The organism is Rathayibacter sp. SW19 (assembly GCF_030866825.1).
Taxonomy (GTDB): domain Bacteria; phylum Actinomycetota; class Actinomycetes; order Actinomycetales; family Microbacteriaceae; genus Rathayibacter_A; species Rathayibacter_A soli.
Map to the genome: position 1 here is coordinate 3595445 of NZ_CP133020.1, position 13499 is coordinate 3608943.

Sequence of the window (13499 nt, forward strand, 5' to 3'; positions counted from 1 at the left end):
ATGTTGCGTGACGATGAGGAATCGCATTCGGCGAGAGACAGAGAGGTCTTCAGATCTATGAGTGATCACAATCCCAATCGTGCACGCACCGCCATCGAACCGGCGGAGGATGCTGCGCGGATCGAAATCGTGGGGCTGACCAAGCGCTACCTCACGCCGAAAGGCGAAACGTTCACGGCCATCCGTGACGTGTCGCTCACCGTCGAACCCGGCCAGTTCTGCGCGATCGTCGGACCGACCGGCTGCGGCAAGTCAACGACCCTTGCCCAGGTGTCCGGGCTGGAGAAGCCGAGCGGCGGATCGGTGAAAGTCGGCGGCCAGACCGTCGACGGCGTCACCAGCGGCGTCAGCTACATGTTCCAAGCGGATTCCCTCTTCCCGTGGAAGACCGTACTGGGCAACGTGATGATCGGCCCGATCCTGCTCGGCACCCCCAAGCGCGAAGCCACTACGCTCGCCCTGGACTGGTTACGCCGCGTTGGTCTGACCGGCTTCGAAGACCGTTATCCGCACCAGCTCTCGGGCGGCATGCGCAAGCGCGTCGCGATGGCGGCCGCGCTGATCAACAACCCGCGAATCCTCCTGATGGATGAGCCGTTCGGCGCTCTCGACGTGCAGACCAAGGCGATCATGCAGACCGAACTGCTGCAGCTCTGGGAGGAGCTGCGCCCCTCCGTACTCTTCATCACTCACGATCTGGACGAAGCGGTGGCCCTGTCGGACCGCGTTGTGATCCTGACCAGCAGCCCCGGGTCGGTCAAAGACGTCTTCGACATCGATCTGCCCCGCCCACGCGGCGACGTGCAGGAGATCCGGCACGAAGCACGATTCCTCGAACTACAGGGACAGATCTGGACTTCACTCAAAGACGAGGTCACGCGCGCATACGAAGAAACGGCAGGTAAAGCAGCATGACATCGATAACGCTCTCCGGCGCCCCCTCGCGCGAGAAAGAGAAAAGCGACGTGCAACTCACCGCACGCCGGGCGAGGACACGCCGCTCCGCCTGGGTCTGGTTCGGGCGCATCCTCGTCGCCGTCATCGTGATCGGCGGCTGGCAGTGGTTCACGACCGTCGGATGGGTCGACAAGTTCTTCTTCGGGCAGCCGTCGGCGATCTGGGACAGCCTCGTGCACCTGTTCACCGTCGGCACCGCCTTCGGAACGATCTGGGAGAACCTCGGCGTGACGGCCCAGGAAGCATTCCTCGGCTTCCTGCTGGGCACACTCGCTGGGGTGGTGATCGGCATCCTGTTCGGCTCCAACAAGTACCTCGCGACCGTGTTCGGCCCTTACATCAAGGCACTGAACTCGGTCCCTCGCATCGTGCTCGGGTCGATCTTCATCGTCGCGTTCGGCCTCGGAGTGTTTCCCAAAGTGCTGCTCGCAGCCGTACTCGTTTTCTTCGTCGTCTTCTTCAACGCGTTCCAGGGCGTGCGCGAAGCGGATCAGAACCTCATCGCGAATGTGCGGGTGCTCGGGGCGTCGCCGCTTCAAGTCGCACGTCACGTGACGATTCCGTCGGCGATGACCTGGATCATCGCCAGTCTTCACACCGCGTTCGGCTTCGCGATCATCGGTGCGCTCGTCGGCGAGGTGCTCGGCGCCCAGCACGGCGTCGGTCTGATCATCAGTCAGGCGCAGGGGAATTTCGACCCGAACACCGTGTTCGCCGCGATGGTGATCATGGCGGTGATCACTCTCGGGGCAGAGTATCTCCTCACCCTGTTGGAGCGCAGCCTGCTGAAGTGGCGTCCGCCGAGCCGCTCCGAAACGCAGGCGATCTGATGATCGGCCGAAACCTCAACCCGAACTCGCACTCAACTACCGGCCGAATCCCTCGGCGCCAACGAAAGGAACAACATCACATGAACAAGCGCACCCTCTGCGCGGTCGCGGTCACCGGAGCGCTCGCGCTCAGCCTGGCCGCCTGCAGCAGCAATTCTGGCGGATCCGGCAGTGCTGCCGGCGCCAATCTCTCCGCTGCGACCCCCACCGTGACCATGATGGTCGGCGGCATCGACAAGCAGATCTATCTGCCCTACCAGCTTGCGCAGAGCCTCGGCTACTACAAGAAGTACGGCGTGAACGTCCAACTCTCCACGGAGCAAAGCGGTGGGGTCGGCGCTGAGGAGGCGATGGCATCCGGGCAGGTCGACCTGGCCGGCGCATGGTATGTGCACACGGTCGACTTCCAGTCCAAGGGCAAGGATGTGATCAATCTCGTTCAGCTCTCGGGCGCGCCCGGTGAACGCGAGATGTGCGGCACCAAAAGTGGCGTGCACTCCTCAGCCGACTTCGCCGGCAAAACGCTCGGCGTCACCGATCTCGGTTCCGGAACCGACGAGCTCACCCAATTTCTCGCATCCCAGCACGGCATTTCGAGGACCGGGTATCACACGCTCGCCGTCGGCGACGGCTCAACGGCGATTGCGGCAATCCAGCGCGGTTCGGCCGACTGCGTCATGACAACCCAGCCGACGGTCGGCGCGCTCACAACGAAGAAACTCGCCTACACGGCAGTCGACCTCGCCACGACGGCGGGTGCGACCAAGGCACTCGGCGGCGCCTGGCCGGCCGCCGGCCTGCTGGCCCGCGCGGACTGGGTGAAGTCCCACACGGATGCCGCCCAAAAGGTCGTCGACGCGTTGGTCGCCACGATGCACTGGATCAGCACGCACTCTGCGGCGGACATCGCAAACAAGCTCCCTGCGGCTTTCGTGCAGAACAGCACCATCACCAAGGCGCAGTACATCGCGGGTCTGACCACCGACAAGTCCCAGTTCCTGCCGGACGGCATCATGCCCGCCGGCGGGCCGAAGGTGATCTTCGCCATGGAGAAGGGGAACGGCGTCGACACCTCCAAGGTCAGCATCGCCGGCACGTTCACCAACAAGTACGCAATCGCGGCCAACAAACTGGAGGGATTCACGACGACGACCAAGCCTGCCGGCGCTGCCGGTTGAGCTAGGCGCGCGTCGCGAATCACCTTTGACTCCGAGCATTGACCCTCACGCAACGTGAGGGTCAATGCTTGTTATATGAGTGATTACTACAACGTATTCGCGATGAGTCCCGTGCCGGCACCCGGTCCGGATGCGGATGCCCCCGGGGCGGGCGCCGGCGGTGGCGCTGCCCGCACGGGGGCCTGCAATCAGCATCAGCTTCGCCTGCGTGCTGAGTCAGCTCGATCCGATCGCCGAGGCCTGCCGCGCGCTGCGTCCGGACGCGGTGGCCGGGCCGCGAGACACCCCGAGACGCGCCGACACCTGTCGGGCAGGTGTCGGCGCGTCTCGGCGTGACCGTGCGTGCCCTGCATCACTGGGACGAGATCGGCCTGACGCGGCCGGCACGTTGCGCGAACAACGAGACCAGGTCGCCGAACGGATCGCGCACCTCAAGCAGCTGAGCACCGGATTGGACCGGATGATCGAGGCACACGAGCGCGGCCTGCTGCTTGCAGCTGACCAGCAGGCCGCGATCTTCGGTCCGGGCTGGAACCCGGACTGGCCCTCCCAGGCGCACGCACGCTGGGGGAACAGTCCGCAATGGGCGCGGTACGCCGAGCGTGCGGCTACTCGTAGTCCGGAAGAATGGCAGGCCATCGCCGACACCACGGCCGAACTCGATCGTGACCTCGGGAGCGCGATGGGTGCCGGTGTGACGCCTGGCAGCGTGGAGGCGAACCGTCTCGTTGAGCGGCATCGCGAGGCCTTCACCGCCTACTTTCCGGTCACCCGGCAAATGCACCTGCGCCTCGGCCGCATGTATGAAGCCGATCCGGCGTTCGCAGGCCACTACAACGGCATCCGTCCCGGCTTGGCGGCCTGGTTGCGTCGAATCATCGACGCAAGCGCCCGCGCCCACGACATCGACCCGGACACAGCGACCTGGCAATAAGCCGCGTCATCCAAGCGAGCAGTGACGATCAGATAGCAATGCGGGTGGGCGCGGTTCCAACCTTGCTTGAGTACGGCCGGTCATAACGCGCTGCTTGCGTGACCAGCATCAAAAACGCGACTTGGTCCCAGCCGCTACGTGATCGTCCTCGCACCCATCAATTCGATGAATTAGCCATCCGTTCGCTTCTCGTAGCGAGATCGATTTTGCTATCTCAGCAGGGGTGCCGCCCAACGACTTGTAGGGGCCGCGGCAGCGAGGAGATAAGTTGGGCGGGTCGTAGCCACGTAGCACTGACGAAGACGCGAGAGATTCTTGTCGTAGCTTGTGCTTCCCAATGCGAGGCCGTTGCGGTAGGGAACATTCGCGTACAAGGACCTCAGGAGCCCAGACGCCAACATCTCCGAGCCACTTGCCATGGTGCTGGAGACAGCCACCAATCTGCGCGCGCAAATTGCATATTTGAGCAAGGTATGTGTGACCGGATGTGGACGCGGCGGTCTCGACCGGGGCCTCTCCCCCGTCGGCCAATCAGCCCATCCAATGGAGGACACCGCACTCACCCAATCGGGGAACCGCAGCCACTCACGTCGGCGAGGGCGTCACGCCGGCCCTGGAAAGTCATCCAGTTGCGGCGCAGGATCACTGGTCGCGCATCGAATCAGCGACCCAGTAGGACTCGCCGGAGTCACTGGTGCAGTGCAGCTTGAAGAGGACGGTTTGGGGGGTGAAAGGGTTCCAGTTGGTCGCAGAGGCCGCATATTCTCCGGCGCCTTGGGCGAAGTGATTGCCGGGCGCATACATCCTCGGGATGAGCACCCCCATGCCGAAGCCTGACTCGATGACCTCCACTCCGTTAGGAACGGCACGCCCGGCGGAATACGGCTTGTTGACCAGATAAGGCGCCCCCACGGGACAGATCATTCGCGGAATCGGTTTGTCGCGGCCCGGCGCGAGCGTGACCCCCCAGGCGTCGACCACGACGTGCTCTGTCGTGTGAGCGGATGTGGACACCCCGGTCTCGACCGGAGCGGCGTTCGCAGCCGCGGCGGTGCCGATGGTGGCGAGCACACTGGCCGCGACCACGCCGATCGCGGTGAGGATGCGGGTGTGTTTGCGCATGATGATGCCTCTGCTTTCTGTGATGCTTTCGATGATGTCGTGAACCAGGAACCCTGGCACCGGCCCGCGGTTCGGGCCTCACCCCAAGACTGCGGCCACCAGGACCGCTCCCCGGTCGGCCGATTGGCCGATCCAAGGGAGGAACCGTGTTCACCCGATCGGAGGGAGACACCTCATCAGACGCGTCCCTCGCGCGCCGCCACCAACCGGCTGGACATCCTGCCCACCACCTACCGCGAGGCCGGAGCTGGTTCGATCAGATCCTCGGAATCCTGATCGACCTCGACAACCTCTACGCCAAATGCGATCCCTCTGCACGCCAGGCGATCCACCGCGTGCGGTTCACGCGGATTATCGTCGTGGAGGACGACACCATCATCACGATCGCCGAAGAGCCCGTGGCCACGGTCCGCGTGCACCCCCAACGGCTACACGGCAACCCAACCAGGCGCCGAAACGAAACTACCCCGCCATCAGACGTGGCAAGTCTCAACTTACGTGGAGATACTGGGACATTATTCGAAACAACCTTGGTCAGAAAACCCCGTGAATACGCTGATCTCCGAGGCAACACAGGGTCGGACACTTACGGGGAATAGAAACGGTCGCGGCGATTAACCTCAATCCACCGACCGTGAGGATCCCTGGTGGGACTAGCCGGCATGCTCGAGCAGCGGCCGTCCACGCGTTGTGCCAGGACCCGTCTTGGTGAGCCGCTTCCACCTGCCCGGAGAGATCAGGACGCTTCACTCCGAGAAGGGGTCGGGGGCGAGAGGCCCCTGCACCTGCGCGGCGGGCGGGATGACGACGGCCGGGTAGGCGTGGCCTGCGATCTTCGCGAGGGCCGAGGCGAGCACTTCGTTGGTGAGCACGCGCGGCGGGGTGGCCGTTGCGCCATCTCCGGTGGCTTCGACGACGACGGTAGTCTGGATGCTCGGATTGTATCGCAGCTCCGTGTTGTAGCCGGTGATAGTGCCTCCGTGGCCGATCCATCCGTTGCTGCACTCGAGCCCGTCACCGTAGAAGAACCCGGCACCAAAACCATGCGTCGATCCGAAGGACGAGAGTCGTTGCACCTGCGCGGGTGTCGGCAGCATGCCCTGCCCGGTCGCAAGCGCCCGCCCCCAGGTCAGCAGGTCGCCGACCCTGCTGATCATCGAACCGGCCGCCCCCGCGCACGACGGCGTGAAGTCGGTGGCGTCGGTCCACGCGTTCGTCGGGGTCGCCCCGATGATTGCGATCGTGTCATGGGTGTATCCGTTCGCGTGCGGGCTGGGCATGATGTTGCCGGTCGGCAGCTGCGTGGAGGTCAGGTGCAACGGCTTCAGGATCTGTTCTGTGACCACATCCTCCCAGGGCTTCCCTGTCACGTATTCGATGACCTGGCCGAGGAGAATGTAGTTCGTGTTCGAATACTCCCAGTTCGTTCCGGGTGGAAACGACGTCGGCATGCTGTACGCCACGTCTAGCAGCTCCCGCGGCGTCCACTGCCGCTCCGGCTGCGAGAGCGCATCGCTGTACCACTGCGGGTCGCCGGCGTAATTGCCCAGGCCGCTGGTCATCGTGATCAGCTCACGCAGCGTGATGTGGGTGCCGTTGGGCACCCCGGCCACGTAGTCATCGATCGGATCGTCCAACGACAACTTGCCCTGGTCCGCCAGCTGCAGCACCGCCGTGGCCACAAAGGTTTTGGTGACCGACCCGACCCGTTGGTACATGTCCGTCGTCGAGGCCGTCTTGGTGGCGATATCCGCCAGACCGTACGCCTTCTCCCACGTGCCCTTGGGACTACGCACCCCGACAATCACCGACGGCGCCGACTCCCTCACCTTGGCGAACTCGGCCGTGATAACCGCGTCATACTTGCCAGCCAGAGCTGCCGGCATCGGCTTGGTCGACTGCGTGTCCTTCTGCGTCGCCACCTGCTTCGGGTTGGGCACGCACGCGGCGGCCGACCCCGCCACCGGCTTCACCGTCGGGACCTGTGTCGGCGTCGCCGATGAGGCGCCGGCTGTGCATCCGCTGACCGCCAGCATGACCGCGGCCCCCAGTCCCAATACCACCCACCCGCGTCCGCGCCGGTGAGCGGTGGCCGCCACGGCCGATCGCGTCTTCGTGCGGATGCTGTGCATCTATCTCTCCTCAGGGCCTGCGTTCACGGTCCCGCGCACGGCCGTCCACGCCGGACCGTACACACAGACCAGCATGCGCAGCGACGCATCCCGCTGATACCCAAGCTACTCCGACTCCGCCCCCGACTTTTCACGCCGCCACAGCCGCCCGAGCGATAGCAGCACTCGTGAGAGCCGAGGGCGAACGGAACGTGACCCACGCGCCGATGCCGCGAGGGAACCCATGAGGGACACGACGGTAGCCACTGCTCATGCGGTGGGTGGCGTATTTCGTTCACGCACTTAACCGTCACAGCATGGTCGGATCGATGGGCCGTGTCGGTGCGGCCGGTGACAACGCCGCCAAGGACAGCTTCTTCAGCCTGCTGCAGAAGAACGTTCTCGACCGGCGCACCCGCGCCACCCGCGAGGAACCCGACGCTTCAAAGGCCAGTCAAGAGGCGGAAGCACCAGAATATCGACCTTCAACTCATCAATCGGTACAAGAGCTCGCTGAATGACTTGCGGGCAATAGAAATCTGACGTCATCAAGAGCCCTGGTCAGAGGCCCGTCGCCGATGCGACATCAATTGCGAGGCGTTCAACCAAACTCTACCGACACTCTAAAATCACCTGGTCAGAGCTATGTTTTTTGACTCGGCAACGCGTGACAGCGACCGGTGGTGGAGCTACGGGGATTCGAACCCCGGACCTTCTCATTGCGAACGAGACGCGCTACCAACTGCGCCATAGCCCCTTGAACTGCGTAAGAAACAATATCATGACGCGGCGCTTCGGCTGCGCTCAGCGAACGAGAGGCGCTTCGGCTGCGCTCAGCGAACGAGAGGCGCTTCGGCTACGCTCAGCGAACGACTACACACCCCAGCGCAGCGCCGGAGTGCTCACCGGCGCATCCCAGAGCCGCAGCAACTCGTCGTCCGCGCGCAGTAGCGTGACTGAGCAGCCGGCCATATCGAGCGACGTAATGTAGTTGCCGACCAGATTGCGGGCAACCGTGATGCCCGCATCGGCCAGCAGTCGCGCCACCTCGCCATACACGATGTACAACTCGATCAGCGGAGTTGCCCCCATGCCATTGACCATCACGATCGTGGGCGCACCGGTGAAGTCGAAATCCGCCAGAATCGGCTCGACCAGTTGCGCGGCGACGTGCGCGGCATCCGTCATCGGCACGCGGTGACGACCGGGCTCGCCGTGAATGCCAACACCGAGTTCCAACTCGTCGTCATCGAGGTCGAAGCTCGGTCGGCCCGCCGCCGGCACCGTTCCTGCAGTGAGCGCAACCCCCATCGACCGAGCGGATGCCGCCACCCGCTCCGCGAGCGCCGCCACGCTGGCAAGATCCTGGCCCTCCTCCGCGGCAGCGCCGACGATCTTCTCCAGCAGCACAGTTGCACCGGTTCCGCGCCGGCCCGCCGTGAACGTCGAATCTTCGACCGCGACATCGTCGGCAATCACAACGGTGCGCACCTGCACCGCGGTCAACCCGGCGGCCAACCCCGCCGTCAACTCCGCTGCCATCTCGAAGTTCATCACGTCGCCGGTGTAGTTCTTCACGATGTACAGTGCGCCTGCACCGGCATTCGCCTCGCATAAGGCACTGGTTGCCGCCACGATCTGGTCGGGCGTCGGCGAGGTGAAGATCTCGCCAGCGCACGCGGCATCGAGCATGCCAAGGCCGACGAAACCCGTGTGCAGCGGTTCATGCCCACTCCCACCGCCGGAAATCAACGCCACCTTGCCCGGCCGGATCGGCTCCTTCCGAAAGACCACCCGATTGACCCGGTCGACCCGCAGTTCCGGGTGCGCGGCGGCGAGCCCCACCAGCGAGTCAGCGAGGACCGACTCAACGCGGTTGATGAACTTCTTCATGGCCAAAATCCTTGCATGCGTCGCTGGGGCGGCGCACCGTATTTCGCGGCTTCGCTGTGGTTTGCTTCTTTGCGGCCGCCGGTCTTCAGCTTGCGGCGCGACGGCGCCGCAGCGCTGCGTCAAGATCGAGCGCATCCGGCTCGATATCGTCGAGCATGCCCATGCGGGCATACCGGCTTGACGCCTCACGCAGCGGCACCTGCGGCGGTGCTGACGGCGGAACCCGCGCCGGCTCAGACACAGGCGTCTGCCGCGGCGCGAGGTGAGTCAGCGGCACCACAGTGGGCGCGAGCCGTTCCGCGATTTCAGCCGCACGGCGGTCCAGCTCTGCGGCGGCCGCTGCTCGGCGAAGGCGGGTGACCGCGTCCACCGATGCCATCGCACTGGCCGCGATCGACCCGGGTGACTGATAGAGCGGCTTCGGCAGTGGCCTCGGCGTCCAGGTTCCACCGCTGGTCCGGGCGGGCTCCTCAGAGACAGCGTGGTCGAAGATCTCCGTCGCGACCCGAGGCGCGTGTTCGCGTACCGCCGACTGCGCCGGCCGCACAGAACGCGCGAGCCGCCCAAGATTCCCGAGCGCACCGACCACGACGATCGCCGCCCCAGCAGGCACGAGCCACGAGACACCGGCCGCGAGAGCAAGACCGCCACCGACGACCGCAGCGACAAGACCAACTGCCAGCAGGAGCGTTGTCGCAGCACGCGAGCGACGCAAACGGCGCGCACGCGTTCGCACAGCATCCGGAACCGCCTCCGCAACAGCACGAACCCCAACGGCACGAACCGGCTCTGCACGCCGAGCGTGAGCGAGCGCGGCGCGTGCCGCAGCATCAGCCGCGGCCTGCGCCGCAGCATCCGCAAGCGCCTCGGCATGGCGCCGCTCGGCCTCTTCGCTCGCGAACACTTGAAGTTCTGCGCGCGTGCGTGCTTCGGCCTTGCGCAGGATGCGCTGCTGCGTCGCGACCTCGCGTGCGGTCGCCTCGAGACGGACCTCCGCGGGCAGTTCAGACGTTTCCGCCAGAATGCGCAACGTCTGCTGCAATCGCACGGCGTTGCGCTCCGTCGCCTGATATTCCCGCCGCCTCAGCCAGGTCGGCAGCAAATACACGAGCCACAGCGCGGCGGCGAGCACCACGACAATGCCCCCGCTGAGTATGTCCCCGCCCATGTGTCTACGGTAAGGGTTGCGCGCGATCTGGGGCCCCGCAGCCCGGGTGTGTCACCGATCCCGTTGCACCGGCAGCTGCTGTTCTGCAGCCTTCAGGTCGTCGGCGGGGATGCGGGCCGCCGCCGCAGGCGCTTGCCCGTCGCGCCAACGACGCAACACACCCTGGCGCACCTCCTCGACGACGAGGGCGAAGCAGAAGTGATCACGCCAGTCGCCGTTGATGTGAATATAGCGACGCCGGAGCCCCTCATAACGGAACCCCAGCTTCTCGACAACCCGCAGAGAGGGGCCGTTCTCCGGGCGAATGCAGATCTCCATCCGATGCAAGCCGAGCTGAAAGAAGCAATAGTCGGTCGCGAGCGCCGTCGCGATCGGGGTGACCGAACGCCCGGCGAACCGCTCGCCCACCCAGTAGCCGATGGTGGCGCTTGCGAGCGATCCATAGCTGATCGACGAAACATTCAGCTGCCCGGCGAGTTCGCCGTTGTACTCGACGATGAAGGGCAGACCATGCCCGGCCCGAGCATTCGCCTGCAACGATCGGATGCTCGCGCGCACGTCGAAATTCATCGGTCCGTGCGGGTTGGTCGCCTCCCACTGACGCAACCAGCCCCGGTTGGCAAGAAGTTCACGTTCCAGCGGGCGCGCGTCATGCAAGCGGATCGGACGTACCGTCACCGGTCCGTCGTTCAGCGTCGGGATGAACAGTGGCATGAGTTGAAGATTACTGCGCGTGTTCGTGCCCGGTGTTGCCAACAACGCCGCCGTCGCGTGCATTGATCGTTCCGTTGGCGGGAAGGCTCGGACTCAAATCCGCGGCGAACGAGCGCAGCCACGGACGCAATTGCGGTCCGAGATCCTCGCGATCCACCGCCAGTTGCACGATGGCCTTGATGTAGTCGAGCCGATCACCCGTGTCATATCGGCGGCCGCGGAACACGACGCCGTAGACGCCGCCCGCGATCGACTCGTCCGCGGCGAGGGTCTCCAGCGCGTCGGTCAGCTGAATCTCGCCGCCCTTGCCCGGCAGCGTGTGCTCCAACACGTCGAAAACTTCTGGCTGCAGCACATAACGGCCGATGATCGCCAGGTTCGACGGTGCATCTGCAGCATCCGGCTTCTCTACCAGCCCGCGCACCCGAACCACATCGCCCTCATCGGTCGGCTCGACGTCGGCGGCTCCGTACAGGTGGATCTGGTCCGGCTCGACCTCCAGAAGAGCGATCACGGTCGCGCGGCGCTCCTGCGCAACGACGAGCATCCGTTCGAGAAGTACGTCGCGGGCATCGATGATGTCGTCACCGAGCAGCACGGCGAACGGCTGGTTGCCGACGTGCATCTTCGCCCGCAGCACCGCATGCCCGAGGCCCTTCGGATCGCCCTGCCGCACATAGTGCATGTCGGCGAGCTCGGTCGAATAGTTCACCTTCTCAAGCCGATCGGTGTCGCCCTTGCGTTCCAGCGTCGCCTCGAGCTCGGTCGCACGATCGAAATGGTTCTCGAGCGCGTTCTTGTTTCGGCCGGTGATCAGCAGCACATCGTGGAGCCCCGCACCGACCGCCTCCTCGACCACATACTGGATCGCAGGTTTGTCCACGACGGGCAGCATCTCCTTGGGCATCGCCTTGGTCGCGGGAAGGAATCGTGTTCCCAATCCCGCGGCGGGAATCACGGCCTTGGTAATCTGCTGTGCCATGATCGCAAGGCTAGCGCCTCGCACCTGGAACTCGGGCGCAGTCGGATGATGAACACCACGTAGTATGACCTACATGTCGAGCGAGCTGAGCAATCAGAAGCGGGCTCTGCGCGCCGAGCTACGGGAACGCCGTCAGAACATGACAGCCACCGAGCGGGACAGTGCCACGGCGGGGATCACCCGGCAGCTCATCGACCTGACCACCGACCTGTCCGCCCGGTCGGTGTCCTGTTACTTGCCGACCCTCCTGGAACCGAACACCAGGCCATATCTGAACTGGGCGCGTGAGAACGGTGTGCGAGTTCTCCTCCCGATCTCGCGCGAAGACGGACTCCTCGACTGGACGACCGGGGACGGCGAAACCGAAACTAAAAGCAATCTCGGCATCCCCGAGGCGGTTGGAGAACTGCTTGGCCCCATCGCGATCAACGACGTCGACCTGATCCTGGTTCCGGCGGCGGCCGTGGACAAAACCGGCCTGCGCCTGGGTTGGGGACGGGGCTATTTCGACAAAACGCTCGGAAGCATGGAAAAATGTCCTCCAGTGTATGCCGTGCTTTTCGACGGCGAACTCGTGGACCAGGTTCCGCGGGAATTGCATGACCAATCGGTGGATGGCGTTGTCACCCCGATCAGGATCGTACAATTCTCGTGATGGGCGGGCACGCGCGCTCCGCCGCCTCGACATGCGACTGCCAACAACAATGAAAGTCGAGCAACACCAGTGCCCACCTACGCATATAAGTGCCGGGAATGTTCAAACGCATTCGATGTCCACCAAGCATTCTCCGATGACGCCCTAACGGTGTGCCCGTCGTGCGGCGGTGTTCTGCGCAAGGTGTTCGGCACAGTCGGCGTCACGTTCAACGGCTCCGGTTTCTACCGAACCGACTCGCGGGCATCGAATGCAGCCCTCGCCCCGGCCAAGGGCGACAAGCACGGTGGCGACAAACACGGTGGCGACAAGAAAGACAAAAAGGGCAAGAAAGAGCCGGTCGGCGCTTCGGCTTCGGCTTCTGGCACATCGGCAGGCGCATCCGGTGCGGCATCCGGAACTTCACCGAACGGCGGATCCAGATCGTCGTCAGCTTCGTCGGCGAAGACGCCGGCGTCGTCGTCCTAAAGGACGAAACAACAAGGGGGTAGTTCATGCTCAAGGGATTCAAAGAATTCATCATGCGTGGCAACGTGATGGATCTGGCAGTCGCGGTCGTCATCGGCGCCGCGTTCACTGTCGTCATTGGCGCACTCGTCACCGGCATCATCAATCCACTCATCGGGGCGGTGTTCAACGCCAAGGATCTCAATTCGGTCCTGATTCTCAGCATCCCGACGGTTTCCGGTGGGCACGCTCAGCTTCTATTCGGTGCATTCCTGGCTGCATTGATTCAGTTCATCATCGTTGCAGCAGTGGTGTACTTTGCTGTCGTCCTTCCCGTGAACCACCTGCTGCTGATGGCGGCTAACCGGCGCAAGTCCGGAGTGGTCGAGGACGAGGACACACCGCCGACCGAACTCGACATGCTCACCGAGATCCGCGATCTGCTCGCAGCCGACCGCGAAGCCGCCGCCGGCAAGCACACGCCGTAGCCGTTAGCCCGGCGCCTGTT

Annotated in this window: 13 protein-coding genes, 1 tRNA gene and 2 pseudogenes; 9 read left to right on the forward strand and 7 right to left on the reverse strand. The window is 64.4% G+C overall.

The features are described from left to right. The first annotated feature begins 57 nt into the window (after positions 1 to 57). The 4 genes from QU604_RS16795 to QU604_RS22345 all read left to right on the forward strand — a co-directional run bounded on the left by QU604_RS16795 (position 58) and on the right by QU604_RS22345 (position 3899). On the forward strand, positions 58 to 915 hold the full coding sequence (locus QU604_RS16795) for an ABC transporter ATP-binding protein (protein ID WP_308465760.1): 858 nt from the start codon (positions 58 to 60) through the stop codon (positions 913 to 915). After that, on the forward strand, positions 912 to 1787 hold the full coding sequence (locus tag QU604_RS16800) for an ABC transporter permease (protein ID WP_308465761.1): 876 nt from the start codon (positions 912 to 914) through the stop codon (positions 1785 to 1787). The genes QU604_RS16795 and QU604_RS16800 overlap by 4 nt, the downstream gene beginning before the upstream one ends. Positions 1788 to 1867: 80 nt before the next feature. Then, on the forward strand, positions 1868 to 2965 hold the full coding sequence (locus QU604_RS16805) for an ABC transporter substrate-binding protein (protein ID WP_308465762.1): 1098 nt from the start codon (positions 1868 to 1870) through the stop codon (positions 2963 to 2965). A gap of 130 nt (positions 2966 to 3095) precedes the next feature. Continuing rightward, positions 3096 to 3899, forward strand: a complete 804-nt coding sequence (locus tag QU604_RS22345) for a TipAS antibiotic-recognition domain-containing protein (RefSeq protein ID WP_457852541.1) — start codon at positions 3096 to 3098, stop codon at positions 3897 to 3899. A 642-nt stretch (positions 3900 to 4541) separates the two neighbouring features. On the opposite strand, the gene QU604_RS16820 is transcribed toward QU604_RS22345, so the two are convergent. Both QU604_RS16820 and QU604_RS16825 read right to left on the reverse strand, forming a co-directional pair. Then, positions 4542 to 5021: a hypothetical protein gene (locus QU604_RS16820; protein WP_308465764.1), complete on the reverse strand. Its 480-nt coding sequence runs from the start codon at positions 5019 to 5021 to the stop codon at positions 4542 to 4544. 746 nt (positions 5022 to 5767) lie between these two features. Beyond that, positions 5768 to 7153 (reverse strand): serine hydrolase domain-containing protein, encoded by a 1386-nt coding sequence (locus QU604_RS16825; RefSeq protein ID WP_308465765.1) that lies wholly within the window; start codon positions 7151 to 7153, stop codon positions 5768 to 5770. 269 nt (positions 7154 to 7422) lie between these two features. Between QU604_RS16825 and QU604_RS16830 the strand changes: the two are divergent. Further along, positions 7423 to 7566, forward strand: a pseudogene (locus QU604_RS16830) (IS3-like element ISAar45 family transposase); the annotation flags it as partial. A gap of 247 nt (positions 7567 to 7813) precedes the next feature. Here QU604_RS16830 and QU604_RS16835 read toward each other — a convergent pair. From QU604_RS16835 to galU, 5 genes are all read right to left on the reverse strand, one after another. Then, positions 7814 to 7889: transfer RNA gene (locus QU604_RS16835), tRNA-Ala, on the reverse strand. Between the two features lie 116 nt (positions 7890 to 8005). Further along, positions 8006 to 9025, reverse strand: a complete 1020-nt coding sequence (gene dhaK, locus QU604_RS16840) for a dihydroxyacetone kinase subunit DhaK (protein ID WP_308465766.1) — start codon at positions 9023 to 9025, stop codon at positions 8006 to 8008. An 85-nt stretch (positions 9026 to 9110) separates the two neighbouring features. Beyond that, positions 9111 to 10193, reverse strand: a complete 1083-nt coding sequence (locus QU604_RS16845) for a hypothetical protein (RefSeq protein ID WP_308465767.1) — start codon at positions 10191 to 10193, stop codon at positions 9111 to 9113. 51 nt (positions 10194 to 10244) lie between these two features. Beyond that, positions 10245 to 10907: a GNAT family N-acetyltransferase gene (locus QU604_RS16850; protein WP_308465768.1), complete on the reverse strand. Its 663-nt coding sequence runs from the start codon at positions 10905 to 10907 to the stop codon at positions 10245 to 10247. Between the two features lie 10 nt (positions 10908 to 10917). After that, positions 10918 to 11889 (reverse strand): UTP--glucose-1-phosphate uridylyltransferase GalU, encoded by a 972-nt coding sequence (galU, locus tag QU604_RS16855; RefSeq protein ID WP_308465769.1) that lies wholly within the window; start codon positions 11887 to 11889, stop codon positions 10918 to 10920. Between the two features lie 73 nt (positions 11890 to 11962). On the opposite strand from galU, the gene QU604_RS16860 reads away from it, so the two are divergent. From QU604_RS16860 to mscL, 4 genes and pseudogenes are all read left to right on the forward strand, one after another. Further along, positions 11963 to 12544, forward strand: coding sequence for a 5-formyltetrahydrofolate cyclo-ligase (locus QU604_RS16860; RefSeq protein WP_308465770.1), 582 nt, complete (start codon positions 11963 to 11965; stop codon positions 12542 to 12544). A gap of 69 nt (positions 12545 to 12613) precedes the next feature. Then, positions 12614 to 12706, forward strand: a pseudogene (locus QU604_RS22240) (FmdB family zinc ribbon protein); the annotation flags it as partial. Positions 12707 to 12727: 21 nt separating this feature from the next. Beyond that, positions 12728 to 13012 (forward strand): FmdB family zinc ribbon protein, encoded by a 285-nt coding sequence (locus QU604_RS16865; RefSeq protein ID WP_409350053.1) that lies wholly within the window; start codon positions 12728 to 12730, stop codon positions 13010 to 13012. Positions 13013 to 13038: 26 nt separating this feature from the next. After that, positions 13039 to 13479, forward strand: coding sequence for a large conductance mechanosensitive channel protein MscL (gene mscL, locus QU604_RS16870; protein ID WP_308465772.1), 441 nt, complete (start codon positions 13039 to 13041; stop codon positions 13477 to 13479). Positions 13480 to 13499 lie beyond the last annotated feature (20 nt).